The organism is Metabacillus mangrovi (assembly GCF_009711125.1).
Lineage (GTDB): Bacteria > Bacillota > Bacilli > Bacillales > Bacillaceae > Metabacillus_B > Metabacillus_B mangrovi.
Genome location: NZ_WMIB01000005.1, coordinates 110,788 through 130,396 on the forward strand (window position 1 = coordinate 110,788; position 19,609 = coordinate 130,396).

Annotated in this window: 20 protein-coding genes; 9 read left to right on the forward strand and 11 right to left on the reverse strand. The window is 48.4% G+C overall.

What is annotated here, in order from left to right; all coding sequences use genetic code 11:
• Window positions 1-46: 46 nt before the first annotated feature.
• From GKZ89_RS07755 to asnB, 4 genes are all read right to left on the reverse strand, one after another.
• Window positions 47-880, reverse strand: a complete 834-nt coding sequence (locus GKZ89_RS07755; protein WP_155111834.1) for a phytoene/squalene synthase family protein — start codon at window positions 878-880, stop codon at window positions 47-49.
• The gene (locus tag GKZ89_RS07760) at window positions 846-2,339 is read right to left on the reverse strand and encodes a phytoene desaturase family protein (protein WP_155111912.1); all 1,494 of its coding nucleotides are present in this window, start codon (window positions 2,337-2,339) and stop codon (window positions 846-848) included. The genes GKZ89_RS07755 and GKZ89_RS07760 overlap by 35 nt, the downstream gene beginning before the upstream one ends.
• Window positions 2,339-3,862: a phytoene desaturase family protein gene (locus tag GKZ89_RS07765; RefSeq protein ID WP_155111835.1), complete on the reverse strand. Its 1,524-nt coding sequence runs from the start codon at window positions 3,860-3,862 to the stop codon at window positions 2,339-2,341. Before GKZ89_RS07765 ends, GKZ89_RS07760 begins: the two co-directional genes overlap by 1 nt.
• Window positions 3,863-4,178: 316 nt before the next feature.
• Window positions 4,179-6,020: an asparagine synthase (glutamine-hydrolyzing) gene (gene asnB / locus GKZ89_RS07770; RefSeq protein ID WP_155111836.1), complete on the reverse strand. Its 1,842-nt coding sequence runs from the start codon at window positions 6,018-6,020 to the stop codon at window positions 4,179-4,181.
• A 159-nt stretch (window positions 6,021-6,179) separates the two neighbouring features.
• Here asnB and GKZ89_RS07775 point away from each other — a divergent pair, with 159 nt between their 5' ends.
• Window positions 6,180-6,746, forward strand: coding sequence for a DUF2777 family protein (locus tag GKZ89_RS07775; protein WP_155111837.1), 567 nt, complete (start codon window positions 6,180-6,182; stop codon window positions 6,744-6,746).
• Window positions 6,747-7,020: 274 nt separating this feature from the next.
• Here GKZ89_RS07775 and GKZ89_RS07780 read toward each other — a convergent pair whose 3' ends face one another.
• Window positions 7,021-7,368 (reverse strand): YisL family protein, encoded by a 348-nt coding sequence (locus GKZ89_RS07780; protein WP_155111913.1) that lies wholly within the window; start codon window positions 7,366-7,368, stop codon window positions 7,021-7,023.
• A 505-nt stretch (window positions 7,369-7,873) separates the two neighbouring features.
• Here GKZ89_RS07780 and GKZ89_RS07785 point away from each other — a divergent pair.
• Window positions 7,874-9,070: an ornithine--oxo-acid transaminase gene (locus GKZ89_RS07785; protein WP_155111838.1), complete on the forward strand. Its 1,197-nt coding sequence runs from the start codon at window positions 7,874-7,876 to the stop codon at window positions 9,068-9,070.
• Between the two features lie 72 nt (window positions 9,071-9,142).
• On the opposite strand, the gene GKZ89_RS07790 is transcribed toward GKZ89_RS07785, so the two are convergent.
• Both GKZ89_RS07790 and GKZ89_RS07795 read right to left on the reverse strand, forming a co-directional pair.
• The gene (locus GKZ89_RS07790; RefSeq protein ID WP_155111839.1) at window positions 9,143-10,045 is read right to left on the reverse strand and encodes a fumarylacetoacetate hydrolase family protein; all 903 of its coding nucleotides are present in this window, start codon (window positions 10,043-10,045) and stop codon (window positions 9,143-9,145) included.
• Window positions 10,046-10,267: 222 nt separating this feature from the next.
• Entirely contained in the window at window positions 10,268-11,089 is an 822-nt protein-coding gene (locus tag GKZ89_RS07795) for an SPL family radical SAM protein (RefSeq protein ID WP_155111840.1), read from the reverse strand.
• Between the two features lie 171 nt (window positions 11,090-11,260).
• Between GKZ89_RS07795 and GKZ89_RS07800 the strand changes: the two genes are divergently transcribed.
• Window positions 11,261-11,446: an aspartyl-phosphate phosphatase Spo0E family protein gene (locus tag GKZ89_RS07800; protein ID WP_155111841.1), complete on the forward strand. Its 186-nt coding sequence runs from the start codon at window positions 11,261-11,263 to the stop codon at window positions 11,444-11,446.
• A gap of 3 nt (window positions 11,447-11,449) precedes the next feature.
• Here the strand turns inward: GKZ89_RS07800 and GKZ89_RS21475 are convergent, their stop codons facing one another.
• Window positions 11,450-12,607 carry a DUF418 domain-containing protein gene (locus GKZ89_RS21475; RefSeq protein WP_155111842.1) on the reverse strand — a complete coding sequence of 386 codons (1,158 nt, stop codon included), beginning with the start codon at window positions 12,605-12,607 and terminating at the stop codon, window positions 11,450-11,452.
• A gap of 99 nt (window positions 12,608-12,706) precedes the next feature.
• Between GKZ89_RS21475 and GKZ89_RS07810 the strand changes: the two genes are divergently transcribed.
• The 6 genes from GKZ89_RS07810 to GKZ89_RS07835 all read left to right on the forward strand — a co-directional run bounded on the left by GKZ89_RS07810 (window position 12,707) and on the right by GKZ89_RS07835 (window position 14,699).
• Window positions 12,707-12,928 (forward strand): spore germination protein, encoded by a 222-nt coding sequence (locus GKZ89_RS07810; protein ID WP_155111843.1) that lies wholly within the window; start codon window positions 12,707-12,709, stop codon window positions 12,926-12,928.
• 11 nt (window positions 12,929-12,939) lie between these two features.
• Entirely contained in the window at window positions 12,940-13,167 is a 228-nt protein-coding gene (locus GKZ89_RS07815) for a spore germination protein GerPB (RefSeq protein WP_155111844.1), read from the forward strand.
• 75 nt (window positions 13,168-13,242) lie between these two features.
• Entirely contained in the window at window positions 13,243-13,857 is a 615-nt protein-coding gene (gerPC, locus tag GKZ89_RS07820) for a spore germination protein GerPC (RefSeq protein WP_155111845.1), read from the forward strand.
• Window positions 13,854-14,030 carry a spore gernimation protein GerPD gene (locus tag GKZ89_RS07825; protein WP_155111846.1) on the forward strand — a complete coding sequence of 59 codons (177 nt, stop codon included), beginning with the start codon at window positions 13,854-13,856 and terminating at the stop codon, window positions 14,028-14,030. The genes gerPC and GKZ89_RS07825 overlap by 4 nt, the downstream gene beginning before the upstream one ends.
• 2 nt (window positions 14,031-14,032) lie before the next feature.
• A complete protein-coding gene (locus tag GKZ89_RS07830; RefSeq protein WP_155111847.1) occupies window positions 14,033-14,440 on the forward strand; it encodes a spore germination protein GerPE in 408 nt (135 codons plus the stop codon).
• 40 nt (window positions 14,441-14,480) lie between these two features.
• The gene (locus tag GKZ89_RS07835; RefSeq protein WP_155111848.1) at window positions 14,481-14,699 is read left to right on the forward strand and encodes a spore germination protein; all 219 of its coding nucleotides are present in this window, start codon (window positions 14,481-14,483) and stop codon (window positions 14,697-14,699) included.
• A 48-nt stretch (window positions 14,700-14,747) separates the two neighbouring features.
• Here GKZ89_RS07835 and GKZ89_RS07840 read toward each other — a convergent pair whose 3' ends face one another.
• From GKZ89_RS07840 to GKZ89_RS07850, 3 genes are read right to left on the reverse strand one after another with little or no spacing between them, the layout of a single operon-like run.
• Entirely contained in the window at window positions 14,748-15,050 is a 303-nt protein-coding gene (locus GKZ89_RS07840) for an HNH endonuclease (protein WP_155111849.1), read from the reverse strand.
• Between the two features lie 13 nt (window positions 15,051-15,063).
• Window positions 15,064-18,426: an AAA family ATPase gene (locus GKZ89_RS07845; RefSeq protein ID WP_155111850.1), complete on the reverse strand. Its 3,363-nt coding sequence runs from the start codon at window positions 18,424-18,426 to the stop codon at window positions 15,064-15,066.
• A complete protein-coding gene (locus tag GKZ89_RS07850) occupies window positions 18,423-19,604 on the reverse strand; it encodes an exonuclease SbcCD subunit D (protein WP_155111851.1) in 1,182 nt (393 codons plus the stop codon). The genes GKZ89_RS07845 and GKZ89_RS07850 overlap by 4 nt, the downstream gene beginning before the upstream one ends.
• Between the last annotated feature and the right edge of the window lie 5 nt (window positions 19,605-19,609).

Consider the following 19,609-nt stretch of genomic DNA (forward strand, 5'->3'; position numbering starts at 1 on the left):
GCACCCATTTTACCATAATAAAAGGAAGCGTCTGATAAACGCTTCCCTACATTTGTGACAATATCGAGACCTTTTCATCCTGGGTGACGAAATTCCGTTGTCCGAAGACCCGGTATTGATTGCCCCGTACTTTATTCAGGATGGCTTTATAAAAATAGGCTGCTGCTTTCACTGGGGTTCTCGAGTGCAGCGGGTATTCATCAATCGTGTCCAGTGCTTCTTCGTAATAAGCTTCTGCTTCAAAAGCGAGGTATTCCCATACAGAGATGAACGAATCATTAATGACTCCGTTCTCAAGCTGTTCGAAGCTGCATCCGAACTGATCCATCACTTCCTTTGGAAGGTAGATGCGGTCTCTGTCCAGATCTTCGCCAATATCCCTTAGAATGTTGGTCAGCTGCATGGCAAGTCCGAGGGCTATGGCTCCGTTGCGGAGCAAGGCCTTCTTTCTAGGTGCAAGAATCGGGAGCAGCATCAATCCGACAGCACTTGCTACGTGATAGGAGTATTCGAACACCTCTTCAAGGGTATCGTATCTGTTTTTATGGAGGTCCATTCTCTGGCCCTTAATCATATCCCAGAACGCTTCCTCGTCCATATCGTAGCGGCTGAATGTATCTTCAAGAGCAAGCCAGATAAATTTTTCTCGGCTGTGTTCACGTTTCAGAAACAGCCGGAACTCCTCTTCGAAGGCTTGAAGCTCTGTTTCAGGATCTGTTCCTTCATCTACGATGTCATCCACTGTCCGGCAGAATGCATAGACTGCCCATACGGCTTTTTTCTTTTCTGCTGGAAGAAGGGAGAAGGCTTTGTAAAAGGATTTGGAATGAATTTTAATGAGTTCTTCACATTGTGCGTACGCTTCTTTCAACTTTTCCATTTAAGCTCACCCCATTTTGTTTATTGACATCTTCCATCAGCACATCAACCATCATTTTGGCTCCCTGCATCACAAGCGGAATGCCGCCGCCTGGATGAATGGAGGCTCCTGCCGCATAAACATTGTCCAATTTTGACGGCTTTACCTGGGGACGGAAGACACCTGACTGGAAAAGGACAGGCGCGAGGCCGAAACTGCCTCCCTCGAACAAGCCTTCTCTTTTTGCATCATTTGGCGTCTTCACCTTTTTCCAGACAATATGCTCTCTTAGTCCGGGGAACCCTTTTTCCTCAAGCTTTTCGATAATCTGGTCGATAAATCCGGACTGAGCATCCCAGTCAATATGGTTTCCAGACGGCACCGGAATGAGTGCATACAGCACACTTTTTCCTTCCGGTGCAAGCGAAGGATCGATAACGGATGGATGGAAGGCGTAGATGGAAGGATCTTCAGGAACTTCTTTTGTGACAAAAATCTCTTTCATATGTTTTTGGAAATCCGCACCCATGTAAAATTGGTGCACGTTCGCTTCCTCGTAAATCTTGTCAAGACCCAAGTAGAGCAGTAGACATCCGGAGGAAGGAATGTATTCTTTTTTCTGAATATGGGGTTCGAGCATATGGGTGACAGAAGGAAAATCCCCATTCAGCACAACGTAATCCGCTTCATGGAATTCTCCGTTCACATGAATCCCCTTTGCTTTTATGCCTTCTGATTCAATCGATTGCACAAGCGCATTTTTATGAATCTCAACACCGGCTTTCAGGAGGGCTCTTTCCAGCACTTCTGCGAGTTTTGCATAGCCTCCCTTTAAATAGTATACTCCATGCTTGTGCTCACTGTAGGAAACGAGAGAATACATGGCAGGAGAGTCATACGGATTGCCGCCGATGTACAGTGTTTGCAGAGAATAAGCCTGTCTTAATCGTTCATCCGTGAAATAAGGCTTTAGAGATTGGCTGACACTCCTGTAAGCTTTCAGTTTCATAAGCGTTTGTACATTCATTCTTGTCCAGAAACTCTTGCGGTTAACAAAGGTTTTTTCCAGGAATTGCTCCTTCCCAAGGCGGAAACGGATATCCATGTCCTTCATGAACCGGATGAATCCTGATTCCTGGCCCGGAAAATTCGACTTGAGCTCCCCGAGCTGTTTTTCAAAATCGGAATACTTCGTGTAGGTGCTGCCATCTGAAAAATGGAGCTTGTACAGGGGATTCAGAGAAATGAGCTCGTACTCTTCGTCCGAAATTCCTGCTTCATTTAAGATACTCTGCAGCATAAGCGGGAGCAAAACAATGGTCGGGCCTTCATCGATTTTAAACTCTCCTTCTTTCACATAGGAAAGTCTTCCTCCAAGCTTGCTGCTCTTTTCAAATATCGTAACATGGAACCCGTTCTTTTTCATTAATAAAGCGGTAATTAATCCGCCGACTCCTCCGCCTGCCACCACTGCCTTCATCATGCGTTCCCCGCCCTTTTTTTCAGATTGAAGGGTGCTGTTTTCCCTTTGTATTTTTCATCAAGCATGTTAACGGTTATGCGGGCGGATTCCAGAATCGTCGGCAGCCCGCTTCCGGGATGGGTCCCTCCACCGACAAGCCATGCATGCTCCAGCTCTTCGAACTCGTTATGGGGCCTGAGCACCATCATCTGGGTAAGATTGTGAGCCAGGTTGAACGTTGCCCCTTTGTATACGAAAATCTCCCGCTCCCATTCCTTTGGTGTCAGGATCCGTTCCGCCTCGATATGCTTCTCTAAATCTTTGAATTCTGTCCGTTCCTGAAGCGTTTTGAAAATCAGCTCCCTGAACCGCCCTTTTTCCTGATCCCAGTCAATTCCGCTTATATTGCTTGGAACCGGTGCGAGGATGTAGAGCGCGGATTTACCCGGCGGTGCAAGCGTCGGATCCGTAACAGACGCATTTTGTATGTAAATGGACGGATCTTCTGAGAGCGTCATGGTCTTTGTAATTTCTTCCACATTCTTTTTATAGTCTTCAGCAAAAAGGATCGTATGATGCGGAAGATCGTAAACTTTATCCAAACCGAGGTAGATCATAAAAGTTGAACAGGAAAACTTTTTCTTTTCCAGTTTTTCCTTCGCGTATTTTTTTAATGAGCCCTCTTCCACAAAATTCGAGACTGCGTGGCCGAAATCACCGTTGATGACAACTTCAGCCGCCATGATTTCTTCTCCGGTTTCAAGCTTTACCCCCTGGACTTTACGGCCATCCAGGATCAGTTTGTCCACTCCCCGGCCAAGGTGAATGGATCCGCCCAGCTCTTTAAAGGCTGAGGCCATCGCTTTTGGAAGCTGATTTACGCCTCCGACCGGATGAAAAATTCCGTACGCATGCTCCATGTAGGAAAGAATGGAGAAAGCTCCCGGACATTCCCATGGCGACATGCCAAGATACTTGGATTGGAAGGTAAAGGCAAGCTTCATTCTTTCATCCTTAAAATAATGTGATAATACTTCATACAGACTCTTGGTCAGCGTAAGCTTTGGAATGGCTCTCAGCACCCTCCAGCTGAGGTAATGCCTGAAACGGTCCATCCTGCTTTGAAGGATCGGGGTCAGCCGGTCCATCTTTTTCTCCGTATCTCTAATAAAAGCAAGATACCCGTCTCCGTCACCAGGAGCAAACTCTTCGATTCTCTTTTTCATTTCTTCCGGATTTCTTGTCATGTGAAGACTTTTATCTCCGAAGATCAGCTCATACATATCATCTATTTCCTTCAGCTCAAGATAGTCATAGAGATTTTTACCTGATTCCTCAAAGATTTCTTCAGCCAGATGGACCATACTTAGAAAGGTCGGACCCATATCAAAAGTAAACCCGTTCATTTCGAAAGAGGAGTTGCGCCCGCCTATGTAATTTTGCTTCTCGTAAACATGAACGTCATAGCCCCTGCCTGCGAGCTGAAGAGCCGCAGCCATACCGCCCGGACCGGCGCCGATTACAATAATTTTCTTCGTCATATGGGTCGTCCCCCTGAAATTATACATTAGTTATACAAACATTATACGTATTGGAGGATTAAAACACAATGAATAACCCTTCCTACACTTTACCCGTTCACCGGAAAGTTCATTCCAGCGCTGCCGGCACCTTGTTCAGCTTTTATGGAACAAAAGCACTGCTGCCTTTCATGATCAAGTGCTCTCCGCAGCCTGAAAATGGACGACGTCATCAAGGGTGCCATCCGTGGTGCCGGACGAAAATGTACTCATGTCAAATCGCTCTTGCCTGAACAGAAAAACAGGACCCCGGTCAGCTGCACCGGAATCCCTGCGGTTAACACTTTAACTGAACGCGGTATTTTTCTGCCCATATATGAATCTGCCCTAAATGGGCGAGCAGCTGCGGGCCGGTCATGAGCTGGCCGAACCACGGCGTGCCGAAGTCACTGCCGTTTGTTTCAATAATCCGGTCCAGTTTTTTCCGGTCAAACAGCTCGTGGAGAATCGAGTCTTTATGATTGAGGCTGTCTTTCAGCATATTTTTAACTGCTTCCGTATAGGCGGGATGATGGGTTTTAGGGTAGGGGCTTTTTTTCCGGTAAAGCACTTCTTCCGGCAGAATGCCTTCAAGCGCCTTCCTGAGGATCCCTTTTTCCCGGCTGCCATGCATTTTCATTTCCCATGGAATGTTCCATACGTATTCCACCAGGCGATGATCCGCAAAAGGCACCCTCACTTCAAGGCTTGCTCCCATGCTCATCCTGTCCTTGCGGTCCAGAAGAGTCGTCATAAACCAGAGCATATTCATATAAAAGAGCTCACGGCGCTTTGCATCCGTTTCATTCTCTCCCTCGAGAGCCGGGGTCTCGGCTGCCGTTTCATCAAATCTCGCTTTCACGTATTCTGCAAGGTTCAGTTTGCTCCGGTAGGAGTCATTCAGCAGCTCCGTTCTCGCTGCAGTGGAACGCATCCACGGAAACACGTCAGACTCTCCCGGCTTATGGAACCATGGGTATCCTCCAAATATTTCGTCCGCACATTCTCCCGACAGCCCCACTGTAAAATCTTTTTTGATTTCACGGCAGAACCAGAGAAGTGACGAATCGATATCCGCCATCCCGGGCAGGTCTCTTACCTCAACGGCTTCACTCAGGAATTGGGCCAGTGTCTCCTGGGAAATGACACTGAAATGGTGCTCCGTATGATAAGCATCCGTCATCTTCCTGATCCAAAGTTCATCCGAGTTAGGCTGGAAATCATTTGCTTTGAAGAACTGATCATTTTCCTCATAATCTATGGAAAACGTATGCAGTCTTCCTTTCCCTTCCCTCTCATACGATTGGGCAGCAATGGCTGTAATCGCGCTCGAATCCAGTCCTCCGGAAAGAAAGGTGCAAAGCGGAACATCCGAAACAAGCTGACGCGTTACGGCATCCGTTAAAAGAGACCGGACATTCCCGACTGTTTCATCAAAAGAGTCTTGATGGAGTGCGCTTTTCACATTCCAGTACCGCCATACCTTTAACCCATCCCGGGTAAACAGCATGGCATGGGCGGGCCGCAGCTCTGCGATGTCTTCATACACACCATGTCCCGGTGTTCTGGAAGGGCCGAGCCCCATAATCTCCGAAAGGCCTTCCCTGTTTACCGCAGCTTTTACATCCGGATGTGCCAATATCGCTTTTAATTCTGAAGCGAAAAGCAGAGAGCCGTTTTTGTACCGGTAAAACAGCGGTTTTACCCCCATCCGGTCTCTTGCCAGAAACAGCTGGTTTTTCGATGTGTCCCACACCGCAAAGGCAAAAATTCCATTGAGCCGCTCCAGACAGTCTTCCCCCCACTCCATATAAGAGGCAAGCAGGACTTCCGTGTCTGAATGCCCTCTGAAGCTGTATCCTTTTCCGAGCAGAACCTTCCGGATATCCTCCGTATTATAAAGCTCTCCATTGTAGCAAATCGTAAACTCCCGGCCATCCTTTTCCTTCGTCATCGGCTGGATTCCGCTTGCAGGATCTACGACGCAGAGCCGTTTATGTCCAAACCAGACAGCGGGCTGCCACCATAAATTCGTATCATCAGGCCCTCTTTTAGACAAGGTTTCCGTCATGGAAGAAACGATGCTTCTCTCCCCGGCAAGACTTTTCTGATGATCGGCCCAACCTGTAATCCCGCACATATTCTTCATCTCCTTTTTCCTGTAGCTCCGCTTGAATGTACCTATTCTATTCAAAGTGTATGTGGAGTGAAATTGTCCTCATGAAGAAGTTCTTGAATAAAGATGTCCGGTTTAGGGTAAAAAGGTTGGTATAGTAACCTAAGTGCAGGAGGGAATAAATTGGCTTCTTCAGTCAGAAAGAAATTGTTATACGCACAAAAGCGGGCCTGCATGACCGGATGCATCTGTCACATGGACGGTAATTGGCTATTTTTTGAAGAAGATTCAGATGAAGGCTTGATTGTAGACTCGATGGACTTAAGCGACATGCAAGTGCTCCTGGATGACACCTGGGTTCCGGCTGTCTGGCTTTCAGAAGGCATCGTTAAGACAAGTGCAATAGAACTTATGCTTACGGAATCTCATTCATTGAAAATCCGCAGAAGGCTCCCCTTCGCATTTGAACAGCTGCTCAAATCCTTTGATGATGATACCCTGATAAAATTCGCAAATGAGCTGAATAATCTCGGCTTTTCATTCTATGACTGCATCTATTCATATAATCACCTTCTTTTCGAAAGCAGGAAACTGAAAACAGCATGCACCTCTTTTTACCAATTTGATAATGAAGAGAGCATATGCGGTGTTCAGCATCACAGAATGCCGGCAAGAGAAGTATCGGACCGGTATGAGTTTACGACAAGTCTCGGAAAACGGTCGATCCTTCTTCTGAAGAAAAGCAGCTGAACCTTTTGCAATCGGATCTAACCTGTATTTAAAAGAAAAGCTCTGTTAAACTTGGTTGTTGATTTCCGCTGCAGGCTTTCGCTTTCCGCGGGGCGGGCGGTGAGCCTCCTCGCCGCTGCGCGACTGCGGGGTCTCACCTGTCCCGCTGCTCCCGCAGGAGTCTCACGCTTTACGCTCCAATCAACAGGTGTGAAAAATCAACACTATGCTTTAACAAAGCCAAAAGAAAAAACCCGGATAGGCTCATTACAGAGTCATCCGGGTTTTACTTTTCCTACATATGCAGCACGCCAAGCGGCAGACGCCAGCCGAGCAGCAGGACAAGCACAAGTGCGATGATCAGCTGAATCCAAAAACTGCGGACCGGCTTGTTCTTTTTAAGGCGGACCAGAATCATCTCCATTGAAGCAATGAGCCACAGTCCCGCAAGCCCTTTAATAATGTACTCTGCATTAATATTGGACAGCGACAGCAGGATCCAGACTCCAGTGACAATAATCAGGATATAAAAGACTCGTAAAATCATATGAAGAATCTTAGATACTCTGGCATTGCCCCCGGTATGTAAAAAATAGGCCGCAAAAAACAGGATCAGGCCAAGAATCCAGGATGTAATATGCATGTGCACCACGGGTAATCCCTCCTTTTCTGTCAATATTCTACACTCTTTATCTTACCATGAAAGATCCCGCCGAAAGAAAAAAATTCTCGGTTCCCCTTAACAGAAACGCTCTGTTAAACCAGGCTGTTGATTGCAGACAGCAGGCGGTCGCTCGAACAAGGGCGTTCGGAGCCTCCTTTCAACTTTGCGCCTGTGGTGTCCCGCCTGTCCCGCTGCTCTCAAGTTCAATGTCTACCGGCTTCCCTCCAATCAAGAGGCGGTAAAACCAGCAACTTCCCTGACCAATGCAAAAAAATAAGCAGAGGGATTATTGAATATTTATTCGAAATCCAGCAGTAAAATCAGTGCTGCTCCTCTTTTCCACGAATAAATATTCACACCTTGAAGAGCATCCGGGATGCCGGAAATCCCTCCTATTGTCATCCGGACTTTCCTGAGATATTGTATAGATAGGTGGTAATATTCGCACTATTGAAAGCGCTATTCTTTAAATGGAGGGATATACATGACGACTAAAACATCGCACGTAATTGAACAGACTGAAAAGTTCGGAGCCAACAACTATCATCCGCTTCCAATTGTCATTTCCAAAGCAGAAGGAGTCTGGGTGGAAGATCCTGAAGGAAACAAATACATGGATATGCTGAGTGCCTACTCCGCGGTCAACCAGGGGCACCGCCACCCGAAAATCATTCAGGCGCTGAAGGATCAGGCAGACCGCATCACGTTAACTTCACGTGCGTTTCACAATGACCAGCTGGGACCCTGGTACGAAAAAGTAGCCGCATTAACAAACAAGGATATGGTCCTTCCGATGAACACCGGTGCTGAAGCAGTTGAAACAGCGGTCAAGACGGCAAGACGCTGGGCTTACGACGTAAAAGGCGTGGTTTCTGACCAGGCGGAAATCATCGTCTGCGAGGAAAATTTCCATGGCCGCACCATGACGGCTGTATCCATGTCATCAAGTGATGAATACAAGCGCGGCTTCGGACCGATGCTCCCGGGAATCAAGGTGATTCCATACAACGACCTGAAAGCCCTGGAAGCTGCCATCACACCAAACACGGCTGCGTTTATTGTAGAACCGATCCAAGGGGAAGCCGGCATAAACATACCAGATGAAGGCTATCTGTCCAGAGCATCAGAAATCTGCAAAAATCAAAACGTTCTTTTCGTTGCTGATGAAATTCAGTGCGGCCTCGCCCGTTCAGGGAAAATGTTCGCATGCAGCTGGGAAGATGTGGAGCCGGACATGTACATTCTCGGAAAAGCACTCGGAGGAGGCGTTTTCCCGATTTCCTGTGTAGCTGCCAATAAAGACATTCTCGGTGTTTTCAACCCGGGCTCCCACGGTTCCACTTTTGGCGGAAACCCGCTCGCCTGTGCCGTCTCCATCGCTGCCCTGGATGTGCTGCTCGATGAAAAGCTGGCCGAACGGTCTCTCGAACTCGGAAACTACTTTCAGGAAAAACTGAAAGAGATTGATAACCCGGTGATTAAAGAAGTACGGGGCAAAGGGCTCTTCATCGGGGTAGAGCTTCACGAAGAAGCGCGGCCTTACTGTGAAAAATTGAAAGAAGAAGGTTTATTGTGCAAGGAAACTCATGACACTGTCATCCGTTTCGCGCCGCCGCTTACAATCTCCAAAGACGATTTGGACTGGGCGATTGAAAAAGTATTTCACGTACTGTCTAAATAAGGCTAATCTGAATAACGAAAAACCCGGAAAGCTGCTGAGCATTCCGGGTTTTTTATCGTTTTTGCAAGTTTATCAATTCACTCCGTTTGACAATGTTCCGATCCCGCTTATACTGATTTCCACTACATCGCCTGACTTCAGATATCTTGGCGGATTAAAGCCTTTGCCGACACCGCTCGGGGTACCCGTCGCAATAAGGTCGCCCGGTTCAAGCGTTGTTCCCTGCGAGATGGTCGAAATGATCGAGGAGATGGAGAAAATCATATCGGCTGTATGTCCGGACTGGCGGAGCTCGCCATTGACCCGCGTTTCCAGCTGAAGGTTTTGCGGGTCCGGTATCGCTGATTTATGTACAGCATAAGGTCCAAAAGGACAGGAAGTATCAAGGCTTTTCCCAAGCAGGAATTGTTTATGATTCGCCTGGAGGTTCCGTGCAGTAATGTCGTTCATAATGGAATAGCCAAAGACATAATCCATCGCTTCTTCCACCGGGATTTGCTTCCCTTTCTTGCCGATGATGACCGCAAGCTCTCCTTCGTAATCGAGCTCTTCAGTAAGATGAGTATGCGGGTCGATGAGATCTCCGTGGCCGATAACGGAAGTGGGAGCTTTTGAGAAAAGCATAACAAACTTCGGGATATCTGCTTCACTTCCCATTTCAATCGCATGGTCTCTGTAGTTCTTGCCGACACAGAAAATGTTTTTGGACGGCCTCGGAATTGGAGGAAGCAAATCCACATCTGCAAGGGAATAGACAAGTTCCTGATGATCATCTGACTTCTGCAATCTCTGCTCAAGCACTTGAGCCTGACTGATAAACTTTTCTCCTTCTTTTATACAGTCTTCAAGATTTGCAGGAATGGTTTCCATTTCAAAAAACTTTTTCTCAGCCCTCTGCAGATCAAAAATTTTCTCTTCTTCCTGAATCAGTCCGATAAATGTTCTTCCATTCAGACGTGCTGCTGCAAATTTCATCCTAAACCCTCCATTGCGTTATAAAACGGCTTCTGACTTTTCCTCCCTGCCCTTTCCTCTCTGCATGGCTTCCCACGCAGACAGGCTTTTCAGACTGGCGGATAAGTAATCCCAAAGCCTTGTTCAATTAAAGATAGATCGACAGTACTTCCTACTAATCTTTTCGACATAAAAGTCCGGGATTCCTGCCGGTTCCTCCTTTGATCTATTTTTGCACAGGCATCATAAACGAAAAGGAGCAAAGCCATCCTGGCTGATGCGGACATTCCGCCTGCCAAACACATGCTCAAACCGTGCCTTTTCCTGCACCAGCCGCTCGGGGTTGAACCAGTCTTCTTCCCCTAATCCTTCAAGCACCTGCAGGACTCCAAGCGAGGCTGATCGTTTTCCTCCTGCTCCGTCTCCGAGGAAAAAATCATCCAATGTAACAAGGTCTGCCGCCTGCTTCAGTTTTTCAGGAAATTCACTGGTAAAGGGAAGAAGGGGCGCCACGGCTGCCTGAACCGGAATTCCTGCTGATTTCAATTGGCGGAGTGCCTTCAGGCGGGCTGCAATCGGCGGGGACGAGGGGGCAAATGCACGCCTAATATCTTCCCGGTCCGTTTCGATGGTCATGCTGACCAATACGCTGCTGCCCAGTTTCCGAAAAAGGTCCTCATCTCTTTCTGAGAGCGGACTTCTAGTCTGAACAAACAGAAAGTCGGGAGGCTCCTCGGTCATTGCCTCCAGCAGTGTTCTTGTCACCTGCTCCTTCGCTTCTGTCCCCTGATAAGGATCTGTGCTTGAGGACATAAAGATGCGGACAGGGCCTTTTTTCTTTGCCCGCAGCAGTTCCTTTTTCAATTGCTCTTTCCCGGCGGCCTTTATATCGACCCATGTTCCCCACTCTTCCTTTCTGAACAGGGAGACCGGCAGCCTTCTTACGTAACAGTAGGAGCATCCAAACGCGCAGCCCGTATAAGGGTTCAGTGAATGAGAGTAATCGTTTAAAAATCCGCTCGTTTTGGTTAGCAGTGTCTTGGGAGTTTTCATGGAGATGTTCATGCTTCTCAACTCCTTTGTAACTTTATGTAACATTTTAAGTTTTTTTATCGAAACTGGATATTATTTCATAATTCATTGTATAATGGATTTATCCATTTTTTAGGACAGGCTTTGCAACCGGTTTCGCAGCTCTGCTTGCTTTAAAAGTATCTTTTGAAAGTTGGAGAATATATGGCCTTCTTTAGTGAAATTGAATCCAAGAGAAAAAATCTGATCGATCTCGCCCAGAAACATGGTCTGAATGCTGATATCACTTTAAAATGCAGCCAGGAGCTGGATACGCTGCTTCTTCAGGAAATCAAACTGAGACACAGCAGGATTCAGAACGGCAGCTCACAGAAAGTGCAATCTTCCTGACCATTACCTTTTTTGATAGATAAACCATCTCCACCATCTTTCAGCCGGACCCTGCCTGTAATGCTTAAACCAGAGGCTGCTGACCGATGCCAGGAGAAGATATACGGTGATGCCTGCCAGGATGGCCTGAAGGGAAGACCATTTTCCGTACAGCCCGAGTCCGTATGAATAAAAGATCAGCGTGCACACGATGGACTGAAGCAGGTAGTTGGACATCGAGGCTCTCCCGGTGAGCGCTAAATACCTGTATATATGGAGTTCCGGAAACCGGCTGACCGCGAGCAAAATGGCCGTAATATAAAAGAAGGACAGAAGCGGCCCCCCTGCAGACTGGTGAAGGTACATCCAAACACCGTCACCCGGCATGAACAAAGGCATGCTTTTAATTGCCAGGGCAGCAGGGCCGCTGACCGCAGCGATCGTCATCCATGTTCTGTACAGATGAAGAGGAGGTTTTTGCCCAAACCATCCTTTTTTCATGGCATATCCTCCAAGTAAAAACATAGGAAGGATCGACAGCACTAAAAACGGTGCATTGACCGGATTGTTTACATAGAAATAATCATCAGCCCTTTGCTGCATAATTTCCCCAAAGCTTCCACTCTGATAAACCTCTGTAACAGGACTCAAAGAAGGTTCATGAACGGGAAAGCCCCCTGCCGCCCCGAGCAGAACAGCAAGTATTGCCGAAGGAACCGCAATCATCAGCACACCCCATACAGCAAGCGTGCCGGGGCTTCTCCGGACAAAAAGCATAAACAGCAGCCCGATCAGCGCATAGCTGATTAAAATATCGCCATGCCAGATCAGGAATGCGTGGACAGCGCCTATCATTAAAAGGCCCGTCAGCCGCCGTGCAAAATAGTGTTCCGCCGGCAGCCCCTTCTCTTCAAGCCTCCTGTAAAACATCACACCTCCCGCTCCAAAAAGAAACGCAAACAATGGATAAAAGCTCGCCTGTGCAAAGACAAAAACAAGGATCTCTGCTGTCCTGTCCCCCCACTCATTACTGTGGACGATGGAGGGCCTGTATAAAACCGGCCCCGAGAAATCCAGTATGTTTACCATTAAAATCCCAAACAAGGCAAACCCTCTTAAAACATCAAGGGAAAGGATCCGCCCGCCTTCCTGAATGGAGGCTGCTCTCTCCGCGTTTATCACAAGTTTCCGCCCCCATCATATGATGAAATAAATCCACTCTGTCTAAAATTCTACCTGTTCGGCCGCAGCTCTTCAAGAAAATGAAAAGGATGTTTCGCTATGCCAGCAATTGTAGGGGTATTTAAAGTAAACAGTCTTGGAACCAGCAGCGTACTTCATATTGGAGATGTCTTTACGATTGCTCCAATCAGCAACGTCAAAACCTTTGCCGGTGCCGGCTCCTTCAATACAGGGGACGGGATGTCCATCTTCAACCAGAACAGCGTAACCAATACATTTGACCAGGATGTAGTGGATCAGCCGATTGCCGGCAATGCATAGAGGTGAGCCATTTGAATTTTTATATCAATCAGTCCATCTGCATTAATTACCTCCGTGTTGGAGCTGTTAATAACTCCTCTGTCCTTCAGATAGGAAGTGCCGGTTACATCAAGTCCCTCTCAAACCTGTACAATACAGGCGGATTCTTTGAAGCAGCTCCGCCTGCAACAAGAAGAGCCGAACTCTCCCAAGTGCTGTCCAGGCCCATCGTACCGCTTGCACCTCCGCCGTCAAGGTAAAAATAGGCATTCACCCAATGAAATCCCCCTGCATAGAATGCCGTATCGAATGATCGGGATGCGAGGTGGATTGTCATGTTTTACGGCAATGATACAGGAACCTATTTAAGGCAGCTTTGCGCATGCATTCAGTCACAGCAAAATAAGATTCAGCAGCTTGAAGGAATGATCCAGCAAATGTCGGCCGATCTGAAGGCATTGAAAGATAAGCCATCTACTACGATTGAAAAGATCGAATATAAATTTGACCAGCTGAAAGTTGAAACGCTTGAAGGGACGCTGAATATCGGACTGAATCCGACCGATCCGGAGCCGATCGAGAATTTTGAAGTCATTCAGAAAGGCCAGCAGGTCGGAAAACTGGAGCGGGAATACAGCGGAGAAACGTATTCGATGGCAGTGGATCAGCTGAACACCTATTTGAACGAAGAATGTGAACACATGCTGGAGGCTCAGGAGCAGCGGCATTCCAAAAAGCTGAATGAAGAGCAGCGGAGGATGGTCGTTGAGGATATCCGCAAGCAGATCGATACGAGGGTTCAGTATTATATGAAAACCGCGAATTTCCATGAGGGCGATCCGGAAATCCAGGCCGACCAGATTGTACAGCGAATTAAAGAAGAGATCGCACAATCGGCCGATCATTTCATTAAATACCTCCCTGTAGAATTGAAAGGAGAACAGCCATGAATTTCACTGTTGTAAATAAAGATATTAACGTTGTATTTTGCAGGGTCGCTGCCGTTGCGACATCCTCGGTTTTTCTGATCGGGGATGTCAATACGGTCGGGGCATCCGCCGTATTTGATACACCTCCTGAATCATTGATCATCGGTCCTTTTGTACCTTTGGCTCCGCAGTAATCATGTATAACCGCAATTCGATAGTGGATGCTGCCTATGTCAATTCGGTCGGGATTTCATCTGTTTTTAATATAGGGGATTCGAGGGAAATCCTCCCTAAGTCCAATGTCTTTGCCGTCCAGCGAGAAGCAGAGGTGTTCTATGATAACGAAGGGGATTTCAATCAGTATGATATTTTTAAGCTGCCTGTACCGCGCCCGATCAAAACGGAGAATGTCATTCCGTCCTATTACCATGAAAGACCTTTCATCCGGGCTAAATTTGTGAAGATCCTTGCCATTTCCACTGCAGCCGTTTTTCAGATCGGATCGACTGATCTGATTGAATCGGAGGCAAGGGTTAAGCATACCCGGCAAATCTACCGTCCTAAAGGAGTCCTTGATCTGGAAGAACAATCGGGGCAGGACTGAATATACTGGTCATACGACTTAGGAATGAAGGATGTTTGCCATGCCTGCCATCGTCGGCCCTATAAAAATCAATACTGTTTCCGGCGGAGTTGTTAACTTCGGTGATACCTTTTACCTCTCTCCCAAGAGTTCTTCCAAATCTGCTGCGGGTTCAGGCGGCGGGAATACAGGGGACTTCTGGGTATTGACTAACGGAATCAGTGCGACCAATATGATCGACCCGGATGTTGCCGATCAGAATATTGTCGCCAATAATTAAAAGAAGAAGCATCGGACGGCCGCCGATGCTTCTTCTTGCTGTAGCCGATTATCTCTTTCCTTTTCGTTCATTGGACTTTCTCGTCTGGATCATCCTCGCAGCAGGCTGCTTCCGGATCCATTTAATGAACTTGGACAGCTTGGCATCACGCTGCAAATCTTCAATCGTTGAAAGTCTTGATGCGAGCTCCTCATTTGTATAAAGGGCATGGATCTGTTTGTGGCAGGGAATACATAAATCGGCCGTTGCCATAAAAGTGCCTCCCATTTCCCTGGGGACGAGATGATGAACGGTCAGCTCTGCGTCTGTTCTGCCGCAAAGCTCACATTTCCCTGTCATCTTTCTGCCCATAAAAAACCTCCCTTTACAGGATTTCGAGCGCTACCTCCGTACCTTTTCCCGCTGAATCAGCCGGGGTGACCACAAGCTTTCTGGCAAGGCGTGCCCGAAGCTCGGGAACATGGCTGATGACTCCGACTGATAAATTGTCACTATGAAGTTTTTCAAGGGCAGTCACAACAGTATCCAATAAATCCGTGTCAAGTGTCCCAAATCCTTCGTCCAAAAAGAAGAATTGAAGCGGGTATTGCCCCCGCAGCTGGATTTGGGCAGAGAGAGACAGCGCAAGGGCAAGTGACGTCAGGAAGGTTTCCCCGCCGGATAAGCTGGAAACCGGCCTCCTTACTCCCCCATTGGCATCATCTCTCATAATAAACCCGCCCTGGGAATCCACCTCGATGGCATAGCGCTGTCTTGTCAGCAGACCAAGCCGTTCCGAAGCATCTCTGGCCACATGGTTCAGCTGCTCCTCTGCTATATATTCTACAAAGCTGTTTCCTTTAAACACTGATTGAAGTTTTTCCAAGTCCCCGATTTTTTCTGAGAGCTCTATCCGCAATTTTTCCAGCTCTTCAAAACGCTCATGCTTCTCTTTCATCAGCTCGAGTGCTTTGGCTGCAGCTCCCTTTAGCCCTTGCGCTTCGCTCACTGCTTTTTCTGTTTCGGCTGATGCCGCATTTACCTGATCCCAGTCCTCTTCACTGATGGCTTGACCGCCAATCAGTCCGCTGATCCGCTTTAAATCAGCCTTGCACTGCTTCCAATGATCCATAAATGTTTCAACCGCTTCAGCCATCTTTTTCTTTTCGGCATCGCTCATGAGCAGTCTGTCAGCTTCTTCAGCAGAGTGGAGACTTGTACGGCCAAGCTGCTCCTCCCAGCTTCCGGCTGCATGATCCGCATTTTCTTTTGCTTCCTGAAGCCCTTTTGAAGCCGCCGCACTTTCTTTTTCTGCTTGTTGAAGCAGTCTCCCTGCTTCCTCATGCCTTCTGCGCTGTTCCTTTTCACGTCTCCCCAGATCCTCCAGCTGTTTTTGGATCTGTTCTAATTGCAGAGGGATGGGACCGTTCGGAGCTTCTTTTTCGAGCAGCTGCTCCTTCTCCAGCAGCTTTTCCTCTGCAGCCTGTCTTTTTTCTGCAGTTAGGATGAGTGACCGGTCAAGTTCAGAAAGTTTTGTCTGGGCATTCTGCTTGATGTTCTCCTGCTGCTCAATGTATTCAACACTTTTATTGTATTTTGTTTGAAGGACATCACTGGCAGCATCCTTCTCGTCCACGGCTTTTAAAAGTGCCGGCATTTCTTCTGCCTGAAAATCCGCATGGCGCTCAGCCCATTGTGCTTTGTACACATCCGTCTTCTCCCGCAGTTCCTGCAGCCGGGCTTTCACTTCCGTCCGGTCCTGGTTCAGCCTGTCCATCGTCAGTGAGGCCTGCTGCTCTTCACTAAGCAGCGCATTCAGCTGCTTTGCGGCTGCAGAAGCTCTCTCGCGGAGGTACAGAAGGTCCTGATCCAGCGCCTTCAGTTCTGTCACATCGCTTTCCCCTGCTTTTTCAAGGGAGGCGGCACTTTCCTCGTATGTGTTTACATGAATAGACGGAAAATCTTCTGTAAGGCTGGATGAGAGCTCTTCCATTTTCACCATCAGGATACCGGCACTTTGAAGGTTGTCACGCTGCTGCTCAATCTCTTTCTCAAGGCGCTCGAGGCTTCCGCTGTCAGCTTGTCCTGGTTCAATATGCAGTGGACCTGCATGATGAGTGGAACCGCATACCGGGCAAGGTTCGCCTGATTTTAAAGAAGCGGAAAGCTGCCGGGCGATTTGCCGGGTCTTTTCCTGATCCAGCAGCTGCCTCAATGCGGCGGCTTCCTGCTGCCTGGCCCCGAGTGTTTGTTCTATCTTGCTCTTTAGATCCCCCGTCCTCCCGTAGAGCCGGTGCAAGCCGTGGTAAAGGGCGGAAAGCTTTTCTTTTTCTTTTTCCCGGGCAGCAGACCGCGTTTGAATTTCTCCCTCTTTCACTGAAACCTGTTCGTTCAGCTGTTTAAGAAGATCAGCAGCTTCCTTTACCCGCTCTTCCGCTGAACCAAGCTCTTTATGCAGATCAGCGGCAGACTGAAGACTTCGCCGGTAAGCGGATGAAACCGTGTTTTCCTGAAGCTCTCTGCGGATTTCCTGCTGTCTGGCCCTGGCCTTCTGGAGCTGCTGTCCGGCATGCTCAAATTCTTTTTTTGCCTGTTCATTGCGCCGTTTCAGATCGTGAAGCTCTTCCTCCAGCCGCTTCGCTTCCATTTTGCAGCGGTCCCGCTCCTTCTCTGTTTCCAGCAGCCGGGTCAGCTGTTCTTTTTTCACAGCCAGAGCAGGCTCGGCCATTTCTTTTTCTCTTCTGGCCTTTTCGTAGATTTCAGCTGCGGTTTCTGCTGCTGCCTTTTGCTTTTCCAGTTCAGCTGACCACTTTTTTTCTTGCCCGCGCATTTTTGCAAGCCGTGCCTCTGCTGAGCGCAGCTGGTCTGCATAAGGCTTCAGGCCGGCTGCTTCCTCTGCGAGCCGCAGCTTTCTTTTCATTTCTTCCACTTCACTGCTTTTGCTCTCGTATTCTTTCTCCTGCTGCAGCAGAGCCGCCTGTTCCTTTTGCAGTTCCCAAATTTTACGCTTTTGCTCAAGCTGGTCTCTCAGCTGGTTTCGTTCCGTGATCCGTTTATCGAGCAGACTTGAAGAGGATGCATATTCTGCTTCCGCTTCCTTCAGTGCCTTTTTTGACGCATCTCCAAGACCTGCTTGTTCAGCTTCGGTTTCGCCGGAGGCCGCCTTCGCTTTACCAAGGCGGCTGCGCAGTTTTCTCAGAAGTTCGTCTCCATATTGCTCGAGATGGAAAAGGCGCTGCAGCATCTGCCTCCGTTCTGAACCTTTCAGTGATAAAAACTCAGCAAATTTCCCCTGTGGAAGAACGACCGCACGGGTGAAATCGTCAATTGTCAGACCGAGCAGCTCATGAACCTGCTCGTTCACTTCACTCGCTTTATCCGCCAGGACGACAGGAACCTCTTCCAGATCGACCAGCCTTGCTATCGCTCCTTTTACCCTGTGCTCATCCGTTCTCTTGTAGATTCTTTCGACCCTGTAGCGCTTAAAGCCGGAACCGTTTCTCAACTCAAATGTATAGGAAACGGAGAGCTGATCCTCAGCATGGTTCAAGATGCCGTATGTGTTATTGGCAGCCCGCTCCACTTTTCCGTAGAGCGCAAGGGTAATCGCATCAAGAATGGAGGATTTGCCGCTCCCGGTCGGGCCGAAAATGCCGAATACTCCGCCATCGCACAGCTCATCAAAACGAATCGTCTGTTTTTCTCTGAAGCTGTGCAATCCGGCGATTGTAAGTTCAATCGGTTTCATGCCGTCTCTCCTTCCTCTCCATCTTCTTCGTTCACGAGCTCTTTAAAAAGCCGGACAAGACGCTCATCCGGTACGGCTCCTCCAGTCTGCCTTTCATAGAAGCGGATGAACAGCTCGTCAACAGGCACGCCCGTTCTTGCCTCAGGTGCAAGGGCCTCAGATTCTGTCTGAAATACCGGGCGGATGTGAACGATGCCCGGATGGCTTTTCCGCACGTTCTGAATCTGTTCCAATGAAAGAGCATCCGCCAAATGAATCTCCAGATCAATCCAGGCGCTGCTATCCTTGCCCGAATTGATCCAGTCCTGCACTTGAGCGATGCCTCCTGATGCTTTCCATTTTGCGAGCGGCTTTCCGCTCGACAGGAATACCTCCCGTACATCCGCTTCTCCGCCAGGAACAGCGTCAAGGATGGTGACCGATTTTGCATAGCCTGCCTCCGAGAAGCTGTAGGCAAGAGGAGAACCGGAATAGCGGGCCTTCGTCAGCGCCCTCTTTATCGTCTGCGGACGGTGAAGATGGCCGAGTGCCACATATTGGGCAGATGCGGGAAGACTGTCAGCTGCCACTGTATACGCCCCTCCAACCTCAATCGGGCGCTCTGAATCCGATGTGCTGCCGCCCGCTACATGAAGATGGCTCATCGCCAGATTTACAGAATCCGCTCCAAATCCCCTGCACATGTTTTCAAAAAACAGCTTGATTCTCGCATCATAGGAATTCCGCAGCATCAGCTCGTCTGCTTCTTCGGACAGGACCTGCCTGAGCCGGGATTCGGATGGATAAGCAAGGGCAGCGATGTTCATCGTGCTGTCTGCAAGCGGAACATCGATTTTAAGCAGCCCTTCCATCGGGTACCCGATCAGATGGATCGCCTGATCCTCCGCGAGCGGAGATGCAGCCGCAAGCCTTTCCGGATTATCATGGTTTCCGGCAATTGCGACAATCGGTCTCTTCCCTTTATCTGAAAGCCTTGAGAGACTCTCGTAAAATAGTTTTTCAGCAGCAGACGGCGGATTGACTGTATCGAATACATCGCCTGCCATGATGATGGCATCCACACTTTCCTCTTTCACAATGACTGCCAGTTCGTCCAGAAAAGCGGCCTGCTCATTCAGACGGCTCCGTCCTTCGAGTGTTTTCCCCAAATGCCAGTCTGCAGTATGCAGTATTCTCATCTTTC